Origin of the sequence: Kitasatospora atroaurantiaca, assembly GCF_007828955.1 — a bacterium.
GTDB lineage: Bacteria > Actinomycetota > Actinomycetes > Streptomycetales > Streptomycetaceae > Kitasatospora > Kitasatospora atroaurantiaca.
On the sequence record NZ_VIVR01000001.1, the window covers coordinates 4,027,776 to 4,048,521 of the forward strand.

General features: G+C 72.1%; 21 protein-coding genes. 11 read left to right on the forward strand and 10 right to left on the reverse strand.

Going from position 1 to position 20,746, the window contains the following annotated elements; translation table 11 throughout:
* Positions 1-75 precede the first annotated feature (75 nt).
* Positions 76-663: a TetR/AcrR family transcriptional regulator gene (locus tag FB465_RS18545; RefSeq protein ID WP_145792058.1), complete on the forward strand. Its 588-nt coding sequence runs from the start codon at positions 76-78 to the stop codon at positions 661-663.
* Positions 664-868: 205 nt separating this feature from the next.
* On the opposite strand, the gene FB465_RS18550 is transcribed toward FB465_RS18545, so the two are convergent.
* Positions 869-1,315: an Lrp/AsnC family transcriptional regulator gene (locus tag FB465_RS18550; protein ID WP_145792059.1), complete on the reverse strand. Its 447-nt coding sequence runs from the start codon at positions 1,313-1,315 to the stop codon at positions 869-871.
* A gap of 229 nt (positions 1,316-1,544) precedes the next feature.
* Between FB465_RS18550 and pdhA the strand changes: the two genes are divergently transcribed.
* The 4 genes from pdhA to FB465_RS18570 all read left to right on the forward strand — a co-directional run bounded on the left by pdhA (position 1,545) and on the right by FB465_RS18570 (position 6,694).
* Positions 1,545-2,687 carry a pyruvate dehydrogenase (acetyl-transferring) E1 component subunit alpha gene (gene pdhA, locus FB465_RS18555; RefSeq protein ID WP_145792061.1) on the forward strand — a complete coding sequence of 381 codons (1,143 nt, stop codon included), beginning with the start codon at positions 1,545-1,547 and terminating at the stop codon, positions 2,685-2,687.
* On the forward strand, positions 2,684-3,679 hold the full coding sequence (locus tag FB465_RS18560) for an alpha-ketoacid dehydrogenase subunit beta (protein WP_145792063.1): 996 nt from the start codon (positions 2,684-2,686) through the stop codon (positions 3,677-3,679). The genes pdhA and FB465_RS18560 overlap by 4 nt, the downstream gene beginning before the upstream one ends.
* Before the next feature lie 5 nt (positions 3,680-3,684).
* A complete protein-coding gene (locus tag FB465_RS18565; protein ID WP_145792065.1) occupies positions 3,685-4,932 on the forward strand; it encodes a dihydrolipoamide acetyltransferase family protein in 1,248 nt (415 codons plus the stop codon).
* Positions 4,933-5,269: 337 nt separating this feature from the next.
* Positions 5,270-6,694, forward strand: coding sequence for a globin domain-containing protein (locus FB465_RS18570; protein ID WP_246192715.1), 1,425 nt, complete (start codon positions 5,270-5,272; stop codon positions 6,692-6,694).
* A gap of 34 nt (positions 6,695-6,728) precedes the next feature.
* Here FB465_RS18570 and FB465_RS18575 read toward each other — a convergent pair whose 3' ends face one another.
* Positions 6,729-7,253: an NUDIX domain-containing protein gene (locus FB465_RS18575; RefSeq protein WP_145792069.1), complete on the reverse strand. Its 525-nt coding sequence runs from the start codon at positions 7,251-7,253 to the stop codon at positions 6,729-6,731.
* Positions 7,254-7,879: 626 nt separating this feature from the next.
* Between FB465_RS18575 and FB465_RS18580 the strand changes: the two genes are divergently transcribed.
* The gene (locus FB465_RS18580) at positions 7,880-8,305 is read left to right on the forward strand and encodes an SsgA family sporulation/cell division regulator (protein ID WP_145792071.1); all 426 of its coding nucleotides are present in this window, start codon (positions 7,880-7,882) and stop codon (positions 8,303-8,305) included.
* Between the two features lie 141 nt (positions 8,306-8,446).
* On the opposite strand, the gene FB465_RS18585 is transcribed toward FB465_RS18580, so the two are convergent.
* Complete coding sequence (locus FB465_RS18585; protein WP_145792073.1) at positions 8,447-8,824, reverse strand: phage holin family protein; 378 nt, start codon at positions 8,822-8,824, stop codon at positions 8,447-8,449.
* 91 nt (positions 8,825-8,915) lie between these two features.
* Between FB465_RS18585 and FB465_RS18590 the strand changes: the two genes are divergently transcribed.
* The 3 genes from FB465_RS18590 (at position 8,916) to FB465_RS18600 (ending at position 10,570) form a co-directional block, all read left to right on the forward strand.
* A complete protein-coding gene (locus tag FB465_RS18590) occupies positions 8,916-9,233 on the forward strand; it encodes a cupin domain-containing protein (RefSeq protein WP_145792074.1) in 318 nt (105 codons plus the stop codon).
* Between the two features lie 60 nt (positions 9,234-9,293).
* Positions 9,294-9,956: a thiaminase II gene (gene tenA / locus FB465_RS18595; RefSeq protein ID WP_145792076.1), complete on the forward strand. Its 663-nt coding sequence runs from the start codon at positions 9,294-9,296 to the stop codon at positions 9,954-9,956.
* Positions 9,957-10,369: 413 nt separating this feature from the next.
* Positions 10,370-10,570: a DUF5326 family protein gene (locus FB465_RS18600; protein ID WP_145792078.1), complete on the forward strand. Its 201-nt coding sequence runs from the start codon at positions 10,370-10,372 to the stop codon at positions 10,568-10,570.
* 33 nt (positions 10,571-10,603) lie between these two features.
* Here the strand turns inward: FB465_RS18600 and FB465_RS18605 are convergent, their stop codons facing one another.
* Genes FB465_RS18605 through FB465_RS37015 form a run of 5 tightly spaced genes read right to left on the reverse strand, consistent with a single transcriptional unit; the run spans position 10,604 to position 15,767 of the window.
* On the reverse strand, positions 10,604-11,503 hold the full coding sequence (locus FB465_RS18605; RefSeq protein ID WP_145792080.1) for an NAD-dependent epimerase/dehydratase family protein: 900 nt from the start codon (positions 11,501-11,503) through the stop codon (positions 10,604-10,606).
* A gap of 4 nt (positions 11,504-11,507) precedes the next feature.
* Positions 11,508-12,524 (reverse strand): cytochrome P450 family protein, encoded by a 1,017-nt coding sequence (locus tag FB465_RS18610; RefSeq protein WP_145792082.1) that lies wholly within the window; start codon positions 12,522-12,524, stop codon positions 11,508-11,510.
* Positions 12,521-13,975 carry a class I adenylate-forming enzyme family protein gene (locus tag FB465_RS18615; protein WP_145792084.1) on the reverse strand — a complete coding sequence of 485 codons (1,455 nt, stop codon included), beginning with the start codon at positions 13,973-13,975 and terminating at the stop codon, positions 12,521-12,523. The genes FB465_RS18610 and FB465_RS18615 overlap by 4 nt, the downstream gene beginning before the upstream one ends.
* A gap of 44 nt (positions 13,976-14,019) precedes the next feature.
* A complete protein-coding gene (locus FB465_RS37010; RefSeq protein ID WP_246192716.1) occupies positions 14,020-14,760 on the reverse strand; it encodes a glycosyltransferase family A protein in 741 nt (246 codons plus the stop codon).
* Positions 14,757-15,767 carry a 3-oxoacyl-ACP synthase III family protein gene (locus FB465_RS37015; RefSeq protein ID WP_246192717.1) on the reverse strand — a complete coding sequence of 337 codons (1,011 nt, stop codon included), beginning with the start codon at positions 15,765-15,767 and terminating at the stop codon, positions 14,757-14,759. Before FB465_RS37015 ends, FB465_RS37010 begins: the two co-directional genes overlap by 4 nt.
* A 182-nt stretch (positions 15,768-15,949) precedes the next feature.
* On the opposite strand from FB465_RS37015, the gene FB465_RS18625 reads away from it, so the two are divergent.
* Positions 15,950-16,633, forward strand: coding sequence for a VC0807 family protein (locus tag FB465_RS18625; RefSeq protein ID WP_145792086.1), 684 nt, complete (start codon positions 15,950-15,952; stop codon positions 16,631-16,633).
* 65 nt (positions 16,634-16,698) lie between these two features.
* On the opposite strand, the gene FB465_RS18630 is transcribed toward FB465_RS18625, so the two are convergent.
* On the reverse strand, positions 16,699-18,162 hold the full coding sequence (locus FB465_RS18630; protein WP_145792088.1) for an SPFH domain-containing protein: 1,464 nt from the start codon (positions 18,160-18,162) through the stop codon (positions 16,699-16,701).
* A 174-nt stretch (positions 18,163-18,336) separates the two neighbouring features.
* Complete coding sequence (locus tag FB465_RS18635) at positions 18,337-18,543, reverse strand: hypothetical protein (RefSeq protein WP_145792090.1); 207 nt, start codon at positions 18,541-18,543, stop codon at positions 18,337-18,339.
* A gap of 232 nt (positions 18,544-18,775) precedes the next feature.
* Here FB465_RS18635 and thiC point away from each other — a divergent pair, with 232 nt between their 5' ends.
* Complete coding sequence (gene thiC / locus FB465_RS18640; protein ID WP_145792092.1) at positions 18,776-20,590, forward strand: phosphomethylpyrimidine synthase ThiC; 1,815 nt, start codon at positions 18,776-18,778, stop codon at positions 20,588-20,590.
* Positions 20,591-20,746: the final 156 nt, after the last annotated feature.

Below are 20,746 nucleotides of genomic sequence, written 5' to 3' on the forward strand. Positions count from 1 at the left end.
GGGCGGCGGCAGGGTGGTGGCAGGGCGGTGGCCCCGGGCTGACGTTCCACCAGGGCGCCGGGGATACTCGTTCGTATGGCCGAGAACACCACCCGCACCGCGTACACCGTCGAGTCACTGCTCGCCGTGACGGTCGAGGTCTTCAACGAGCGCGGGTACGACGGCACCTCCATGGAGGACCTGTCGCGGGCGGCCGGCATCTCCAAGTCCTCGATCTACCACCACGTGCGCGGCAAGGAGGAGCTGCTCCACCTCGCCGTCGGCCGGGCGCTGGACGCGCTCTTCGGCATCCTGGACGAGCCCGCCGCCGGCACCGGACGCCCCGTGGACCGGCTGGAGCACGTGGTCAGACGGACGGCCGAGGTGCTGCTCGCCGAGCTGCCGTACGTCACGCTGCTGCTCCGGGTGCGCGGCAACACCGCGACCGAGCTGTGGGCGCTGGAGCGCCGGCGGGAGTTCGACCACCGGGTGGCCGAGCTGCTCCGGGCGGCCGTCGCCGCGGGCGAGCTGCGCTCGGACGTCGAGCCCCGGCTCGCCACCCGGCTGCTCTTCGGCATGATCAACTCCATCGTGGAGTGGTACCGGCCGGGTGTCAGGGCCGCCGACGGCGTCGCCGAGGCGGTCGTCCACCTCGCCTTCGACGGGCTGCGCGCGGCGCACTGAGCGGGGCAACCCCGGGGGTCGAGGGCAACCCGAGGGGCAAGGGGCAACCTCAAGGGGCGCGGGGACCTGCGCGAAGCCGGAAGACCCAGAGCTCCAGCCGCACTCGAGGAGCAACCTGCACGACCTGCCGCGACTGAACGCCGGAGCCCTCCCGCCCCGCGCAGTTCCCCGCGCCCCTTGGGGCTTGCCCGGCGGTCGCGGTCAGTCAGACAGGGGGGACCTGGTCGGTCTCCTCGAAGACCAGGAGGGTCTGGGTGCCCAGTACCTCCGGGATGCTCTGGATCCGCCCCAGCACCAGCTCCCGCAGCGCGTGGTTGTCCGCGGTGTGGACCAGCAGCAGGACGTCGAACTCGCCGCCCACCAGCGCGATGTGCGCCACCCCGGGCAGCCCGAGCAGCTGCTCCCGCACCGTCCGCCAGGAGTTCTGGACGATCTTCAGGGTGATGTACGCGGACGCGCCCTGCCCCGCCTTCTCGTGGTCCACGCGTGCAGTGAAGCCGCGGATCACGCCGTCGTCGACCATCCTGGATATCCGGGCATATGCATTGGCCCGGGAGACATGCACCCGCTCGGCGACCGAGCGTATCGACGCCCGGCCGTCCTGCTGGAGCAGTCTCAGGATCGACCGGTCGACGCGGTCGAGCCTGGACATCTGTTCAGCCGACACGGCCCCCCACCCCTCCGAAATGGACATGCTGCCTCCAGTCGACCGCTGATCGGGCCGATTGTCCACCACCTTGCCGGAGCTGTGGCCAGAATGAACAGACAACCGAACAATCGGTAGGGAGGATCGGCCTCGCGACGAGCACCGGCACCCCTCGCGCACCACGGCATCACCCCTGCCCCTGCTGCACCCTCCCCCACCTCTGGAGGTGCCCGAGATGACCGTTCTCGATCACAGACACCTGGCCGCCGTCCCCGGATGGCTGCCCGGCGCGACCGGCCCCCGCTCCGACCCCGCCCCGCTGCTGCCGGACGCCTCCCCCGTCCGGGTGCTCGGCACCCCGGCGCTGGACAAGGCCGACCCGAAGCTGCTCCGCGAGCTCTACCGCCGCCTGGTGGTCGGCCGCCGCTACAACCAGCAGGCCACCACCCTGACCAAGCAGGGCCGGCTCGCCGTCTATCCGGCCTCGACCGGCCAGGAGGCCTGCCAGGTCGCCGCCGCGACGGCCCTCGGCGTGGACGATTGGCTCTTCCCCAGCTACCGCGACACCCTCGCGGTGGTCTCCCGCGGCGTCGACCCGCTGGAGGCGCTGACCCTGCTGCGCGGCAACGCCCACACCGGGTACGACCCGCGCGCCGCCCGTACCGCGCCGCTCTGCACCCCGCTGGCCACCCAGGCCCCGCACGCCGTCGGCCTGGCCCACGCGGCCCGGCTGCGTGGTGAGCCGGTGGTCGCACTGGCCATGCTCGGCGACGGCGGCACCAGCGAGGGCGACTTCCACGAGGCGCTCAACTTCGCCGCCGTGCTGCACGCCCCGGTGGTGTTCCTGGTGCAGAACAACGGGTACGCGATCTCCGTCCCGCTCACCCAGCAGTCCGCCGCGCCCAGCCTGGCCCACAAGGCCGTCGGCTACGGCATCCCCGGCCGGCTGGTCGACGGCAACGACGCGCCCGCCGTGCACGCCGTGCTCACCGAAGCGGTCGAGAACGCCCGCACCGGCGGCGGACCGACCCTGATCGAGGCCCTCACCTACCGGATCGAGGCCCACACCAACGCCGACGACGCCACCCGCTACCGCGAGGACGCTGAGGTCGCCGCCTGGCGCGAGCACGACCCGATCCTGCTGATGGAGCGGCACCTGCGGGCCGCCGGCGTACTGGACGACCAGCTGATCCAGGAGGCCGCCGACGAGGCCGAGGCGCTCGCCGCCCGGATGCGCGCCGAGTTCCACGCCGATCCGGAGCTCGACCCGATGTCCCTCTTCGCCCACGTCTACGCCGAGCCCACCCCGCAGCTGCGCGAGCAAGCCGCGCAGCTCGCCGCCGAGTTGGCCGCCGAGGCCGAGGTGCACAACCGATGAGCACAGCAACGTCCCTGCGTACCAGCACCATGGCGCAGGCCCTCAACTCCGCACTGCGGGACGCCATGCAGGCCGACCCGACGGTGCACGTGCTCGGCGAGGACGTCGGTGCGCTCGGCGGCGTCTTCCGGATCACCGACGGCCTGACCGCCGAGTTCGGCCCGGACCGCTGCCTGGACACCCCGCTCGCCGAGGCCGGCATCCTGGGCACGGCGATCGGCATGGCGATGTACGGGCTTCGGCCCGTGGTCGAGATGCAGTTCGACGCCTTCGCCTACCCGGCCATGGAGCAACTCGTCTCGCACGTCGCGAAGATGCGCAACCGCACGGCCGGCCGGATGCCGCTGCCGATCACCATCCGCATCCCCTACGGCGGCGGCATCGGCGGCGTCGAGCACCACAGCGACTCCTCCGAGGCGTACTACGCCAACACGCCGGGCCTGCACGTCGTCACCCCCGCCACCGTTGCCGACGCGTACGGGCTGCTGCGGGCGTCCATAGCCTCGGACGACCCGGTCGTCTTCCTGGAGCCCAAGCGGCTCTACTGGGGCAAGGCGGAGTGGGACCCCTCGCTGAGTGTGGACCCGATCGGCAAGGCCGTGCTGCGCCGGACGGGCCGCTCGGCCGTGCTCGTCACCTACGGGCCCTCGCTGCCCGTCTGCCTGGAGGCGGCGGAGGCGGCGAAGGCCGAGGGCTGGGACCTCGCGGTGCTGGACCTGCGCTCGCTGGTGCCCTTCGACGACGAGACGGTCTGCGAGGTGGTCCGCTCGCTCGGGCGGGCGGTCGTCGTCCACGAGTCCGGCGGCTTCGGCGGGACGGGCGCGGAGATCGCCGCCCGGATCACCGAGCGCTGCTTCCACCACCTGGCCGCGCCCGTCCTGCGGGTCACCGGCTTCGACATCCCGTACCCGCCGCCGATGCTCGAGCACCACCACCTGCCCGGGGTGGACCGGATCCTGGACGCGGTCGCCCGGCTGCAGTGGGAGGACTGACGATGATGCCAGTGGTGCGAGAGTTCACCCTGCCCGACCTCGGTGAGGGACTCACCGGGGCCGAGGTGGTGCGCTGGATGGTCGAGGTCGGCGAGGTGATCGCCGTCGACCAGCCGGTGGTCGAGGTGGAGACCGCGAAGGCGGTCGTCGAGGTGCCGTGCCCGTACGGCGGCGTGGTCACCGCGAGGTACGGCGAGCCCGGCGAGGAGGTCCCGGTCGGGGCGCCGCTGGTGACGGTCGCCGTCTCGCCGAGCGGGGGACCGGCCGCCGACGCCGATGCCCCGGTCGAACGCCCGCTGGTCGGGTACGGGGTCGCGGACACGCCCAAGGGCGCGCGCCGGGGCCGGGTGGGCGCTGCCGCAAGTACTGCGGTGGTCACGCCGGCCGTGGTGCCGGTGATCTCGCCGCTGGTGCGGCGGGTGGCGCGTGAGCACGGGATCGACCTTGCGAGGCTCACCGGCAGCGGGCCGGACGGGCTGATCATGCGGGCGGATGTGGACCGGGCCGTGGCGGCTGCCGGTCCGGTGGCCGCACCTGCCGCTTCGGTGGCTCCGCCTGTCGCCGCCGCCGAGGTGGTGCCGATGCGCGGCCTGCGGCGGGCGGTCGCCGAGAAGCTCACCCGCAGCCACCAGGAGATCCCTGCCGCGACCTGCTGGGTGGACGCCGATGCGACCGAACTCATGGCGCTGCGCGCACAGTTGAACCGTTCGGCCGGGCCGAAGGTGAGCGTCCTGGCGCTGCTGGCGCGGATCTGCACGGCCGCGCTGGCCCGCTTCCCCGAGCTGAACTCCAGTGTGGAGAGCGATGGTTCGGGCATCAGGCGGCACTCCGCAGTACACCTGGGTTTCGCGGCGCAGAGCGAGCGCGGCCTGGTCGTCCCCGTGGTCCGCGACGCGCACCTGCTCGGGACGGAGCAACTCGGTGCAGAGCTGGCCAGGTTGACCGAGTCGGCCCGCGCCGGATCGCTCACCCCGGCCGAGCTGACCGGTGGGACCTTCACGCTCAACAACTACGGGGTGTTCGGCGTCGACGGCTCGACCCCGATCCTCAATCACCCCGAGGCCGCGATGCTCGGCGTCGGCCGAATCATCGCCAAACCGTGGGTGTACGAGGGCCAGTTGGCGGTACGGCAGGTGACCCAGCTGTCGTTCACCTTCGACCACCGGGTCTGCGACGGGGGCACCGCGGGCGGGTTCCTGCGCTTCGTCGCGGACTGTGTCGAGCAGCCCGGGATGCTGCTGCGGCAGCTGTAGGGCCTCGGCCTGATGGTCGCTTTGCGTGGTGTGCCCACTGCGCAAGGCGACCATAGGTCGGGCGAGCGTAGCGCGCGGGTGGCCCAGGTGTCCGGGCTTCGCGCGATTTGTCGGATGAGCTGTTTGGGCGTGCCACGCTACCGAAGGCGTCAGCAGAGACAAGCCAGGTGTGGTTGCAGGGACGACCGGAAGCGAAACGATTCTCTTGGGCACTCGTCAAGTCGCGGTGAAGTCAACCTCGTTGAGGGTCCGGGCGGGGCATGGGTCGGTCGCGGTGGCCGCCGTGCCGGGGATGCCGCAGACGGAGTCCCCCGCGCCGACTCCTGCGTATGAGCGCGTGCCGACGCGCGTACCGGAGCTCGACCCCGTCCCGGGTCCTGCGGCCTCGGAGCCGGCGATCCCCGCCCGGCCGACCAGTCCGCCGGCCATCCCGGCGGCCGTCCCGCCGGCCGCCCTGCCCGCGCCTCCGATCGAGCCGATGTTCACCCATGCTCCCGGCCTGAACTGGGCCGGGCCGGGCGACCATTGGAGCCGGGCCTGGGCCCTGGACACCCTCGGGCAGAACACCCCGCAGACGCAGGCGCTCCCGCCGGCCACCGATCTCCGGGCGGCCGCCGAGCAGCCCCCCACCGCGCGTGACATCGAACTGATCCGGGCCAGTCTGGCCGTCGTGGAGCCCGTGGCCGACCGGGCCACCGCCCACTTCTACGCACTGATCTTCGTCCACCACCCCGAGGTGCGGGCGCTCTTCCCGGCGGCGATGGACGTCCAGCGCGACCGACTCTTCCGCTCCCTGCTGATGGCGGCCCGCAGCGCCGACGACCCGGCCGGGCTGACGGAGTACCTCACCCGGCTCGGCCAGGGGCACCGCAAGTACGGGACGCTGACCGGTCATTACGGCCCGGTGGGGGAGTGCCTGGTCGCCGCGTTGGAACGGTACTGCGGCAGCCGCTGGGACGCCGCGACCGAGCTGGCCTGGCGCCGGGTGTACGGACTGGTCGCGAAGATCATGATCAATGCGGCCGAGGCCGCCGCCAAGTCCTCGCCGCCCTGGTGGCAGGCGGAGGTCGTCTCGCACCGGCGGCGCACCTCGGACATCGCCGTGGTGACCGTCCGACCCGACCAGCTGTACCCGTACCGCGCCGGGCAGTACGCCACCGTGGAGACGCCCTGGTGGCCGCGGGTCTGGCGGCACTTCTCCTTCGCCACCGCGCCCCGCCCCGACGGGCTGCTGACCTTCCACGTCAAGGCCGTGCAGGCGGGGTGGGTGAGCAACGCGCTCGTCCACCGGGCCGCCCCCGGCGACGTGCTCCGGCTCGGACCGGCCGCCGGCGGCATGGTGCTGGACCACGGAAGTGGTGCCGACCTGGTCTGCCTGGGCGGCGGCACCGGGATCGCACCGATCAGCGCGCTGGTGGAGGAGGTGGCCGAGTGCGGGTCGGCCGGCCGGTCGGTGGACGTGTTCTACGGTGCCCGCCGCCGTGAGGAGTTGTACGAGTGGGAGGCGCTGCGAGGGCTCACCCGCAGGCACCCGTGGCTCTCGGTCCGCCCGGTGGTCTCGGAGGAACGGGCCGTGCGCGGGGAGACGCTCACGGGTGACCTGCCCGAGGTGGCCGCGGCCTGCGGGCCGTGGGACGGCCGCGAGGCCTATCTGAGCGGCCCGGCGGCCATGGTGCGGCGGGCGACGCGGGCGCTGCTCGGCGCCGGGGTGGCGCACTCCCGGATCCACCACGACCTGGTCGGTGACCTGGCGGCAGGGTGAGGACGTGCCGATGCCGGTGCCCGACGCTCAGTGCTCAGGCGAGGTCGGGCGCCAGCATGGCACGGACGCCCTCGATGTTGGCGGCCAGATAGGCGCGCAGACTCGGCGGCACGACGTTGACGGAGGTCACGCCCTCGCGGGTGAAGGGCAGCCGGACGACCTCGTACTCGCCGTTCGGCTCGTCCACCTCCGGCCCGTGCCGTCGCGCGAGGTCCATCGAGGCGAGCCGGCAGACGAAGAAGTGCTGCACCTTGACCCCGTGCGGGTGGGCGAGGGTGCCGTCCTCGTGGTGCGAGTGGGCCACGGTGTCGACGAAGACGGGCACCACGTCCTGGACCTTGCCGCCGAGCTCCTCGTCCACCTCGCGGTGCAGGGCCTCCACCACGGTGCGGTCCTCGCGCTCCACCCCTCCGCCCGGGGTGATCCAGTACGGGTGCGAGCCGGGCCGGGTGCGCTTGATCAGCACGATGGTGGCGGGGGCGTGCGGGTCGTTCTGGTCCAGCTCCAGCAGGATCGCCCTGGCGGTGCGCTTGACGACGGGGCGAACGGGGCCGGCCATGGCCACCTCCGGGGCGCGAGCGTTGTGCGGGATTCTCCCGCGCCACGCCTACCCCGAAACTCGTACGGACGCACGAAGAGGAGCATCTCGTTCCGCCGAACGGCTGAATCGGCGTGCCCGGGGGTGTCGTCCGGCAGGCATGGGTATGGCGACGCTAGATCTTCGATAGTCAGGTTGACTGCCAGTATGTCCGTGAGGCTTCCAAGCTCGTGGACACATCCTCCTTCGATTCGAATGTTTTTCGCAGATAGTGCGCGTCGGAATGATTGCAGGCGTGTCTGCCCTGTGCTGCAATGAGCGCCAGTCGGGCACAGCGGAGCAAAGTACTCCGAGTGCCCTCCTGTTTGCAATGACTCGGGCTGGGGGCTGGGCATGGCCATAGGCGCGTAGAGGCATCCGTTCACTATGTGAAAAGCGCACCTTGTCCCCTTCGTCCCCCGTTCTCGGACGATGGTTTTGAACGGGGAATCGGGGACAGAACTAGAGACTCAGCTGCACTCCCGCCGGCCACCGCACGGCGGGAGGGACGCCCTCCCAGGGCGCCGTTCCACTACAGCGAACTGCACGTCCGGCCGATGGTGGACCTTCAGCACGCACGGGCCGGGCAGGACGAGAGGTACTGGCGCATGCACAGCACAGTCCAGGGCCACGTGGTCATGAACCTCGTGGTGTCGAACGAGCTCTCCTTCCGCATCGTGGTCGACCTCGAGTACGACCCCGCCGACCCGTTTGCGGTCCGCTTCACCTTCCACCTGCCCGGCGACGAGCCGGTGGCCTGGGTCTTCGCGCGCGAGCTGCTGCTCGACGGGATCAGCCGGCCGACCGGCGAGGGTGATGTGCACATCCACCCCGTCGGGGAGGAGCTCTCCGACGTCTGCATCGTGCTGCACTCCCCCGACGGGGACGCGGTGATGCGCGCCTCGTCGCCGCCGCTGATCGCCTTCCTCGCGCGGACGGACCGGCTGGTGCCGATGGGCCAGGAGATCACCGAGGGCGAGCTGGACGCCCAGCTGGCCGACATCCTCAGCCGGGGCTGCGAGAACGCCGGTTGACGTCTGTTGACGCGGGTTGACGCCGGTTGACATTGGTCGGCCTTCCGCGCCGGGCCCGGGCCCGGACGCGCGGATGGGCCCACCGCTGTGGGCGGGGGCCCATCGAGTGCGCGCGAGGGATCGGTCACCCGCACAGGTGGATCAGTCGTCGTCCCCGAAGGCCAGGTTGAGGCCCCAGGACACCACGCTGATGATCAGCGCGCCGAGCAGCGCCGACCAGAAGCCCTCGACGTGGAAGTCCAGGCTGAGCTTGTCGGAGGCCCACGAGGTCAGCCACAGCATCAGGGCGTTGATCACAAAAGTGATCAAGCCGAGCGTGAGAATGAACAGGGGCAGGGAGAACAGCTTCACCACCGGCTTGATCAGCCAGTTCACCACTCCGAAGATCAGGGCCACCGCGAGCACCGTGATCGTCTTGTGCTGCCAGTCTCCCCCCGTGAGGGTGATGCCGTTGACGATCCAGGCGGCCACCCAGATGGCTGCCGCGTTGATGAGCGTTTTGATCACGAAACTCTTCATACCGGGATCGTGGCAGGCCAGCGGGGCCGGGGGAAGGTTCCCGTCCGGATGTTGTTCAATGTGCCCATCCGGATGAGGAGGGACGGCGTACATGAAGGTCTTCCGGCTGGACCAGCTGGATGCGGAGCGGGCCGCCAACCAGGGCGCGTACCTTCGTTTCCTGAAGGAACGGAACATGTCGGCCGGCCTGTACGCGCTGTCGCCCGGCGACACGGACACCCAGTCGCCGCACGCCCAGGACGAGATCTACCAGATCATCAGCGGTCGCGCCGAGTTGACCGTCGGCGACGAGACCACCACCGTCGGCCGGGGCAGCGTGGTCTACGTGCCCGCAGGTGTGCCGCACCGCTTTCACCACATCACCGAGGAACTGCGGGTGCTGGTCGTCTTCTCCCCGCCCGAGGACTGAACAGGTCGGGGACAGGTCCGCTGCGGTCGGTAGGGTCGTGAGGACCATTTTGGAGGCACCGTGTCACTCACCGACGAGCTCTGGTCGGCCATCGAGCCGATCTATGCGGAGATCCTCGACCACCCCTTCATCGGCGGACTCACCGACGGCACCCTGCCGCGCGAGGCCTTCCGGCACTTCGTCATCCAGGACTCCCACTACCTGCGCGACTACGCCCGAGCGCTCGCCCTCTGCGCCGCCAAGGCACCCGGCGAGCAGGACGTTCGAGCCTTCGCCGACGACGCGATCGGTGCGCTGGCGGCGGAGCAGGGCATGCACGCCGAGTTCCTGACCGCGTTCGGCGAGACCGCCGAGGAGGCCGCGGCCGAGCCGGTGCTGCCCACCACCCGCGCCTACACCAGCTACCTGCTGGCCACGGTCTACGGCGGCTCCTTCGCGGAGGCCGTCGCGGCGGTGCTGCCGTGCTACTGGATCTACGCCCGGGTCGGCGAGCAGTTGCTCGCCAAGTCCTCCCCCGAGCCGCTCTACGCGAAGTGGATCTCCACGTACGGCGACGAGGCGTTCCAGTCCGTCGTCCGCCGGGTGCTCGCCCTGACCGACCGCCTCGGGGAGGAGATCTCCCCGGCGGAACGACGCCGGATGGTCGAGCACTTCACCACCACCACGCGCTACGAGTGGATGTTCTGGGACGCCGCCTGGCGCGGCGAGGCCTGGCCGGTCTGAGGCCGCACATGCCGGTGCCCCCGTCCCCGGGGCAGGGGACGGGGGCACCGGTGTCTCGTCAGCCGTTGGTGAAGTAGCCGAAGAGGTCGGCGAACACGTGGGTGTTGCCGGCGAAGTTGTAGATGTCGGCCTTCCCGTTGCTCCCCAGCGGCGTGATGACGTGGTTGGGGACGGTCCGGCCGGCGGTGAAGTTGAGGTTGGACGTGGTCGGGCGGGCGGTGATCAGAGAATAGCCACGCGGTTCTCATCCCGGGTGGGGGATCCCCTGGGGCGGGTCTAGGGGTGATCTCCGGGTTCTCTCCGGGGTCTCGGCCCTCGGTTACGAGGTACGAGGCCCGTACGATCGAAGTATCGAAAGCAACGGGACGCGACGGAGCAGCCGGCGCCGGCCCGAGGGGAGAGAAGGAACGGACATGGCTGAGCTCTGGAAGTCGCTGCCCTCGTGGGTGCGCAACATCGTCGTCCCGATCATCGTGCTGGTGCTCGCGTGGAACCTGGTGTGGTTCGTGGTCGGCGTGGTGAGCTCGCTGATCGGCCTGCTGATCAAGGCCCTCGTGGTGGTCGGCCTCGCGGCCGGTGTGGTGATCCTGGTGAAGAAGGCCGCCAGGAGTTGACGCCGGGGGGCGGCAGGGAGCGCCCGTGCACCGCTACAGCGGTGTGCGGGCGCTTTCTGCTTGCCCGGCGAGCACCGAGGTGAGGTCCCAGCGTGGTGCCCAGCCCTGGCGCTGGGCCTTGGCGGTGTCCAGGACGACCGGGCGGGCGAGTTGGTCGACCGCGTACGGGGTGAGCTCGGGTGAGCGGCTGAGGCGGGCGGCGAACTCGGCGGGGCGGCGCGGGAGATGGACCAGGCGGGCGCGGACTCCGTGGGCGTCCAGGACCTGGCGGACGGCCGCTTCGCGGCGGTACGGGGCCGGGTCGGCGATGTTGTACGCACCGGCGGGCCAGCCGGGGGCGGCCAGGCAGGCATCGGCGAGGTTCTGGACGGCGGTCAGGCTCAGCGGGACGTCGGGGCCGGGGAGCAGCAGCACGCCTCGGCGGACCCGCGCGAGCAGTCGGGGGACGAGGTGCGGGTCGCCCGGCCCGTACACCGCGCGCGGGCGCAGCACGACGGCGCCGGCAGCCAGCGCGAGGCGTTCACCGGCGGCCTTGGTGCGGCCGTAGGCGTTGAGGTGGCCGTGGGCGGTCGGGTGGTCCTCGCGGACCAGGGCGCGGCTGAGGCGCGGGTCGTACACGCTGGCGCTGCTCACCGAGACGACCGGGCGGCCGGCGGCGGCCTCCAGCAGGCGGGCGCTGCCGGCCACATTGACGGCGTACTGCTCCGCCTCGGCGGGCGAACCGGGTGCGGGGTCGCCGACCGCCGCCGCGCAGTGGACGACCAGGTCGGCGCCTGCGAGCTCGGGCACGGAGGTCGCGGCGTCCCAGACGACATGGCGGCCCACCGGGCCCGGGCGGCGGCCGAGGCAGATCACCTCGGCACCGAGAGCGGCGGCGGCGCGTGCCACGTGCGAGCCGCAGAAGCCACTGGCGCCGGTCACGGCGATGCGCATGGGTTCAGCCCTTTCGGACGAGCAGGGAGGCGTAGCCCGGCAGAGCGGACCGGCGGTCGACCTCGGCGCGTACCACCACCGGGCGGTACGGCGCCAACGCGGCCAGGAAGTCGGTGAGTTGGACGCGGGCGAGCTGGGCCCCCGGGCAGGCGTGCGGCCCGGCGCCGAAGACCGCCTGTTGCGCGAATGCCGGGTCGGCGGGCACTGCACGGTGGCCCTCAGCGGCGTGCCGGGCGACCAGGACCAGCCGGTCGCCGCCCCGGATCGGGCAGCCCGCGACCGTGGCGTCGGCGGCGGCGACGCGCGGCAGGATCGGCGAGGGAGCGGTCAACCGCAGGAGCTCGGCGGCGAGTTCGGCAGAGACCTCGGGCCAGAGCCCGGCCCGGGCGCACCAGGCGGCGGCGCGCGGAAGGGCGGCCACCGTGGTGTTCACGGCCGCGACGGTCAGCATGGCGTCCAGGCTGTCCGGAAGCATGGCGTTGAGCCGGTCGGCGGCCCGGGGATCGCGGCGGTGGGGCAGCAGGCCCGGCAGGTGGTCGCGGGCGGCGGCCGAGGCGGCGTCGAACGCCGCGAGGGCCAGCGCGAGCGGCTCGGCGCTGCTGCCGGTCAGTGCGGCGGCGGTGGCTCCGGCCAGTTCCCGCACCACCGGGACGAGATCGACCACCTTCCCAGGAAAGAGCCGCTCCCGGAGCACCGACTGCCAGACCGGCCGCAGCCGCGCCACGCCCTCCGAGCCGAGCGCGGTGGCGAGGTCCCGGCGGGCGGCCCGGTGCTCGGCGCCCTCCTGGTCGAACAGCAGCCCGCCGTCGGTGAGTTCGGCCGCGGCGCCGCCCGTGGTCCCGGCCGCCGTCCGGTCCAGCGGAACGCGGGTGAGCACCTCGCGGTACGCGTCCGGCCCGTGCACCAGCACCGTCCGGCCGAGCCGGACCACCGGACGGCGGCGGGTGGCTGCCAGCAGGGCGAACAGGACGGGGTGGCTGCGCAGGTAGACCTGGCGGTCGCGGCTGCGGGCGAGGTTCACCGGGCCAACTCCCGTGCACAGAGGCGGGATGCCGCCGCCCGGTCCGGCTTGCGCGAGCGACCGGCCAGTGGGATGTCGGCGAAGAGCACCGCGTCCGGGCGGGCGCTGCCCATCCGGGCCAGCGGGATCTCCAGGGCCGTACGGAGCCGCCGTCGGTCGGCGCCGGGCAGCGGCTGGACGAGGGCGACCAGCCGCTCGTCGCCGTCACCCGCCGGAACGCCGACCAGGACGGCGAGTTCGACGTCCGGCAGGTGCAGAGCCGGCTCGTAGAGGCCCGGGTAGATGTTCTCCGCCCGGCGCAGCACCATGTCCTTGCAGCGGCCGGCCAGCACGATCCGGCCGTCCGTGGTCAGCCGGGCCCGGTCGCCGGTACGGATCCAGGGGTCCGGCTGCTCACCGAGGTAGCGGTCGCGGGCGGCGGGGCCGGTGAGCAGCAGCTCGCCGTCGGCCGAGAGCCTGGTCTCGACGCCCGGGAGCGGGCGGCCCAGCAGGTCGCCGTCGCCGGTGAAGGCGGCCTTGTCGGCCTCCTCGACGGCGGCGGCAGGGAACAGCTCGGTCAGCGCGTAGACGCCCCAGGCCTCTGTGGCCCCGGCCCGCTTGACCCGGCCGAGGAGTTCGGCGCTCGCGGGCGCCGAGCCGGTCCAGACCCGTCCGGTGAAGCGGCTGACGCCGCGTAGCTGAGGTGGGGTCAGATAGGTCTCACGGGGCTGCAGCCGCCGGATCTGGCGGTCGAGCGTCCTCGGGGACCGGGACGGCAGGGCGACCGTCGCACCCGCCGCCAGCGACGGCACCAGGACGAAGAAGGTCCCGCCCAGCACCGCGTCCCCGGCGCCCGGCCGGACCAGTCCGGCGACGGTGCGCATCCCGGCGGCCAGACCGCTGCGGGTGTGGACCACCGCGCGGGGCCGGGAGGTCGTGCCCGAGGTGAAGACGATCACCGCGTCCCCGTCCCCGTCGTACCGGGCCGGGGCAGCCCCCGAGGCGGGCTTCAGCGCGGGGGCACAGCCCGGCCAGCGCGGGCCGACCGTCGCCACCGGGCCCAGCTCGGCCAGTGCGGGCAGCGAGAGCCGGGCCCGCCGGGCGAGCGGCCGGGCCCACCCGGCCACCGCCTGCGCGGTGGCGTCGGCGAGGACCAGCGCGGGCCGGGCGAGGGCCAGCCGGGCGAGCAGTACCTCGGGCCCGGCGGCCGGGTCGAGCACGGCGGCCCGGACGCCGAGCCGGTGCGCCGCCAGCAGCACCGCGAGCGCACGCGGGCCCGGCCGGACGGCCACGCCCAGCGTGTCCCCGGTGCGGAGCCCGTACCGCTGGTGCAGTGCGGCGGCGTACCCGTCGGCGAGGTCGGCGAGTTCGCCGCAGCGCACCAGGACCCGCTCGGCGCCGCTGCGGGTGCAGCCGAGCAGGGCGGGGCGGTCGGCGCCCTGGCGCAGGGTGTGCGCGAGTTGGTCCAGCATGGGGAGGACTCCCAGGTCAGCGCGGGGTCAGTGAGCGGGAAGGGTCAGCGTGGGTCGACGCCGCGCCCGCCGCTGCCGCGGTCCAGGTACCAGCGGGCCGTGCCGAGCACTCCGTACGCCCGGATCCGGCGGGTGGAGTTCTGCACCACCATGTCCCGGCAGTGGACGATGGCGGTGGTGTGGCGGCGGACGCGGTTGATGAAGGTCCGGTCGGTCGGTGAGGGCCGTCGGGGCATGCCGCCGACCGCCAGGTAGAGGTCGGCGGTGATCGCCATGTTGTTGCCGGCGTGCATCCGGTACGGGACCAGGTAGCCGTGCCTGCGGTGGTGGGCGGGCCGGATCCGCCCGAAGGCGGCGCCGAGCGCGACCAGCGTCCGGAACACCGCGCGGCCGACCGGGCCGTGCTCGTCGTGCCGGGCGTCGATGCGGCCGCAGACCAGCCCGCGTGAGCGGAGCATCGCGGCGCGGGCCGCCGCCGTCCAACCGGGCTGCGGGAGGCAGTCGGCGTCGGTACGGGCGAGCAGCTCGGCGCCGGCGGCGATCGCGTGCCGGAAGCCGGTGTCCACGGCGCAGCCGACGCCCTTCTCCGGCTCGACCAGCACCTCGACCGGGAAGGGAGCCCGGGCGGCGAAGTCCCGTACCAGCTCGACCGTGCGGTCGGAGGAGGCGTTGTCGACCACCAACAGCCTGAAGTCCAGGTCGTGTTGCGCCGCGAGCGCGCCCAGCGCGCCCGAGATCCTGGCCTCCTCCTGGTAGGCGGGGATGACCACCCAGAGCGTGCTCACGAGACCTCCCAGACCATGGTCATCAGACTGACCCCACCGCCCAGGCCGACCAGCAGAACCCGGTCGCCCGGCGACAACTCGTGCTTGATCCTGGCCAGTTGGACACCCAGCGTGGCGCTGGCGACATTGCCGAGCTCCGGCACGGTCAGCACCAGCTTCTCGGCCGGCACACCGGTCAGCTCCACGAAGCGCTCCAGGTACGGCACCGTCACCTGGTGCACCAGGACCCGGGCGTACGCGTCCCAGCCGAGCCCGGTCCGGGCGGCCACGCGGGTCAGGATGTCGCCGCCGATCTTCTCGAAGACGCCGCGCAACTCCTTGCCGCCGCCCCGGAAGTAGCTGTACTCGTCGCCGCGCGGGTGCCGCGAGCCGCCACCGGGGATGCCGCCGACCGCCCAGTGCTCGGAGGCCGTCTCGGTCTCGATGTCGACGATCCCGCCACGCTCGACCGGCTCCACCACGACGGCCGCGCCCGCGTCCCCGAAGGTGTAACCCGCGAAGCCGTCCCGGAAGTCGGCCAGACCGCTCGGGTCGCGCCGCATCGCCCGGCTGGGCGTCTCGCCGGTCACCACCAGGACCCGGCGGGCGCGGCCGGCCAGGATCATCGCGCGGGCCAGGTCGATGCCGTTGACGAAGCTGTTGCAGGCGTTGGAGACGTCCAAGGCATGGGCACGGGAGCCGAGTTCGGCCTGGACGAGGTGGGCGGTGGCGGGCTCGCAGACGTCCCGGGTGGCGGAGGCGTAGAGCAACAGGTCGATGTCCAGCGGGTGGTACCCGGCGTCGGCCAGCGCCTGCCGGCCGGCGCCGAGGGCAAGGGTCGAGGCGTACTCGTCGTCCGCCGCGAAGCGCCGGGTGACGATCCCGGTGGCCTTCTCGAACATCCGGTCCGGGAGCCGGAGGCCGCTGCCGCCCGCCACCTGGTCCTGGAGCTGCTGAGAGGTCAGCACCTGTTCGGGCAGGCATGCGCCGACGCCGGTGATGCCGACTCTCGGTATCTGGAGGTCCATGGCCTCCATGCTTCCGCCCGCCGGTGCCACCGGTCCTGAGTACGCGTACTCAGGAGTGACGGACGATCAGCCCAACCATGACATCCGTCATACCGCTTCCCGGACAGCAGACACTGCTGCCGGACCCGGGCCGGACGGGATTCTGGAGTCACAGCGGGAGACCGGACACGGAGGAGCGGATCATGGCAGTCATCACCCGGAACGCGGCGGACGAGAGCGGCACGGAGCAGAAGCTCGCGAACCTGCGGCCGCTGGCCGTCGACATCGCGGTGCCGCTGATCACCTACTACGCGGCGCACTCGGTGTTCGGTCTGAGCCTGGTCGCCTCGCTCACCCTGAGCAGCGTCGTCCCGGCGGTGCGCACCGTCCACCAACTCCTCCGGGAGCGCTCGCTGAACGCGCTGGCGGTCCTGATGCTGGTCGTCAACGTGGCGGGCATCGGGCTCTCCATGCTGGCCGGCGACCCGCGGCTGATGCTCGCCAAGGACGGGGCGGTGAGCAGCGTGATCGGTGTCTCGATCCTGGTCTCGGCCTTCGCGGGGCGGCCGATGATGACCGCCGGTCTGCGGCCCTTCATCGTCAAGGGCCAGGCGGCCCGCTCGGCCGCCTGGGACGGGCTGGCCGCGACCTCGGCGGCGTTCCGCCGCCAGGAGCGGAACTTCTCGCTGGCCTGGGGCTCCGTCCTGGTCACCGAGTGCGCCGCCAGGGTGATCGGCGCCTACACCGTGCCGCTGGAGACCATGGTCTGGCTGGGCACCGTCTTCCTGGTCGGCGCGATCGTGATGGGCATCCTGATCGGCAACATCTTCGCCGAGCGCCTGGCCGAGCAGGTCATCGCCGAGACCGGCGCCCCGGCCGCCGCGTAATGCCTCGGCCCGAGACGCGAACGCGCCCGTCCACCTTTACGGTGAGCGGGCGCGGTAGTGCTTGCTCAGGCCTTGTCCTGCACCGGAATCGCCTGGCTGACCGGCCTCGCCGGTGCCGCCTCGGCTTCGCCGGCCGGAGCGGGGTTCATGGCACCCAGCAGCTGGCGGGCCAGCCCCAGGCCGGTACCGCCCATGGTCAGCGCCTTGGCGAACATCTCGCCCATGCCCTCGGCGCCGTTCAGCAGCACCATGTGCTCGACGTTCCCGAAGGCCTCGGCCCCGGCGCGGACGATCTCAGGCCAGTTCTCCGCGAGCTGCTGCGCGACCACGGCCTCCTGGTTCTCGGCGAGCGCGGCCGCGCGGGCCTTGATCGCCTCGGCCTCGGCCAGACCCTGCGCACGCGCCGCCTCGGCCGCCGCCAGACCCTTGGCCTCGGCCGCCGCGGCCTCCGCCTGACCGGTCGCCCTGGTCGCCTCGGCGGCGGCCAGACCGCGTGCCTTGGTCGCCTCCGCCTCGGCGAGTGCCGCGATCTTCACCCGGTTCGCCTCGGCGCCGGCCTTGAGCTCGGTCTCCTTGGCCTGCGCCTGCGCCGCTGAGATCCGGGCGTCACGGTCGGCCTCGGCCTTGGTGCGGGTCTCGTACGCGCGGGCGTCGGCCGGCTTGCGGACGTCCGCCTGCAGCTGCTGCTCCTTGCGGTGCGCCTCCAGCTCGGCGACCTTGGTCTCCTGGACCACGACCTCCTGGCGCGCGGCGGCCTGCGCCAGCGGGCCCGCCTGCATCGCACGGGCGGTGGCGGTCTCCAGCTCGGCCTGGTAACCGGCCTGCTGGATGCCGGAGTTACGCGTCGCCTCGGCCTTGCGGGCGAAGGCCTCCTGCTCCGCCTCGGTGGCCCGCCGGTCCGCCTCGGCCTGCGCGATGCGGGCATCCCGCATGACGGCGGCCGCGTGCGGGGCGGCCAGGTTCTGGATGTAGCCGGTCGGGTCGAGGATCTCCTGGATCTGCAGCGAGTCGATGATCAGACCCAGCTTCTCCATCTCCGAGCCGGAGGCCGCCCGGGTCTCCCCGGTCAGCCGCTCGCGGTCGCGGATCATGTCCTCGACGGTCAACCCGCCGACGATCGAGCGCAGATGGCCCGCGAACACGTTGTGCACCCGGTGGCCCATCATCTGCTGCTGGTCCAGGAAACGGCGGGCGGCGTTGGCGATGGACACCGGGTCGTCGCCGACCTTGAAGATCACAACGCCCTTGACGTGCACCGGGATGCCCTGGGACGTCACGCACTCGACGTCCAGGTCCGCCTCGTTGAGGTCCAGCGACAGCTTGCGCACCACCTGGACGCCGGGCGTGACGAGCGTCCCCCGGCCGGTGACGATCCGGAAGCCGAGCCCCTCCGCGACCCCCTCGGCGCGGTGCTTGGAACCGGAGATGATCAGTGCCTCATTGGGTTCGGCGACCCGCCACATGAGCTTGAAGAGCACGATCAGAATGACGATGGTGGCCACAACGGCCCCCGCGATGCCGATCAGCATCGGCTGTTCCCCCTTCAGGGCACACCGGCGTTCCGTGGCTGCGCTCTGTTGTGCAGGATGGCGCGGAACGCGGTGGCAGCACGAGATTCTGCGCCTGTACCGGATCAGTTGGGAAGGCCATTTCGTCCTGACTTCGCATCAGGATCGTCAAGACTGCGTCAAGGAAACGGGAAGTCAGCCCAGCGCGTGCGCGACGTACACCGTGCGCGGCGGCTGGTACTCCACCACGACCACCGGCGTGCCGACCGGCAGGGTCTCGCCGGGCACGGACGGGTATGCGAGGAAGGCCTCCGTCCCCTGCCGCTCGCGGACGTGCAGCAGCACCTCGCCCACCAGCCCGGGGCCCACCCTCCCGGTCACGCGTCCCGTCGTCCCCACCATCCCGCCAGTGTGTCACCGTGCCGGCCGGCCGGCTCTGTCCATTGACCGGAAGCCGTCTGGACCTGCCCGGATTCGCCCGCTACGGTGTTGGACGTCCTGCGCTCGCAGGACACGGGAGCTCGGAGCACCGGGCTGAGAGGGCGCTGAACGGTACGTGGCCGCACGTACCAACCGCTGCGCCGACCGCAGGAACCTGGACCGGGTAATGCCGGCGTAGGGAGTAGAGGGTCTGATGACCACCTTTGATGCACAGCAGAAGTCTGCCCAGAGCTCGGTCAGCAGCGCGGGCACCGGCTACCCGACCCCCGCCTGGCGCAAGGCCTACCGCGACGGTTCGCGTCCGGACCTCCGCGTGCCGTTCCGCGAGGTCGTCCTCACCAACGGGAAGACCGTCCCGCTGTACGACACCTCGGGTCCGTACACCGACCCGGCGTACGAGCCCGACGTGCGGCGCGGCCTGCCCGCCCTGCGCGACCCGTGGATCCGCCAGCGCGGGGACGTCGAGGAGTACGACGGCCGCGAGGCGCGCCCCGAGGACGACGGGATCAAGCACACCTCGCCGCGCGGCGGGAACCTCCGCAACCTGGACGCGGTGTTCCCCGGCCGCCCGCGCCGCCCGCTGCGGGGGCGTGACGGCGCTGCGGTGACCCAGCTCGCGTACGCGAAGCGCGGGATCATCACGCCGGAGATGGAGTTCATCGCGCTGCGCGAGGGGCTCTCGGCGGAGTTCGTCCGGGACGAGGTCGCGATCGGGCGGGCCGTCATCCCGCTGAACGTAAACCACCCCGAGGTCGAGCCGGCCATCATCGGCACCAACTTCCTGGTGAAGATCAACGCCAACATCGGTAACTCGGCGGTGACTTCGTCCATCGAGGAGGAGGTCGAGAAGATGACCTGGGCGACCCGCTGGGGCGCCGACACGGTCATGGACCTCTCCACCGGCCGCAACATCCACACCACCCGCGAGTGGATCCTGCGCAACTCCCCCGTGCCGATCGGCACCGTGCCGCTCTACCAGGCCCTCGAGAAGGTCGACGGCAAGGCCGAGGAGCTGAGCTGGGAGGTCTACCGCGACACCATCATCGAGCAGTGCGAGCAGGGCGTCGACTACATGACCGTCCACGCGGGCGTGCTGCTGCGGTACGTCCCGATGACGGCCCGTCGCAAGACCGGCATCGTCTCGCGCGGCGGCTCGATCATGGCGGCCTGGTGCCTGGCGCACCACAAGGAGAACTTCCTCTACACCAACTTCGAGGAGCTCTGCGACATCCTCGCGGCGTACGACGTCACCTTCTCGCTGGGTGACGGCCTGCGTCCGGGCTCGATCGCGGACGCCAACGACGAGGCGCAGTTCGCCGAGCTGCAGACGCTGGGCGAGCTCGGGCGGATCGCGCGTGAGCGCAACGTCCAGGTGATGATCGAGGGCCCGGGACACGTCCCGATGAACAAGATCAAGGAGAACATGGATCTCCAGAAGGAGATCTGTGACGAGGCGCCGTTCTACACCCTCGGCCCGCTGACCACGGACGTCGCCCCCGGCTACGACCACATCACCTCGGGCATCGGCGCGGCGATGATCGCCTGGTGGGGCACCGCGATGCTCTGCTACGTCACCCCCAAGGAGCACCTGGGCCTCCCCAACCGGGACGACGTGAAGACCGGCGTCATCACCTACAAGATCGCCGCCCACGCGGCCGACCTCGCCAAGGGCCACCCCGGTGCCCAGGCCTGGGACGACGCCCTCTCCGACGCCCGCTTCGAGTTCCGCTGGGAGGACCAGTTCAACCTGGCCCTCGACCCGGAGACCGCCCGCGAGTTCCACGACGAGACGCTGCCGGCCGAGCCCGCCAAGACGGCCCACTTCTGCTCGATGTGCGGGCCGAAGTTCTGTTCGATGAAGATCTCCCAGAAGATCCGCGACGAGCACGGCGACGGCTCCACGGCCGTGGCGACCGAGTTCGACGCGGATGCGGTGGCCGGTATGGCCGCCAAGTCCGAGGAGTTCGCCGCCTCCGGCAACCGGGTCTACCTCCCGCTGGCCGACTGACCGCAGAGCACCGCAGCGCCGCCCCCCGGATGCAGAATCCGGGGGCGGCGCTCTGTGCGGACCCTGACATCGCCGGCAGGAGCGCCGCTTCCGGTGGGCGCCGGTGAGCCCGGCCAGGAGCAGCATCCCGAAGTGGGTGGAAGCCTGACACGTCCG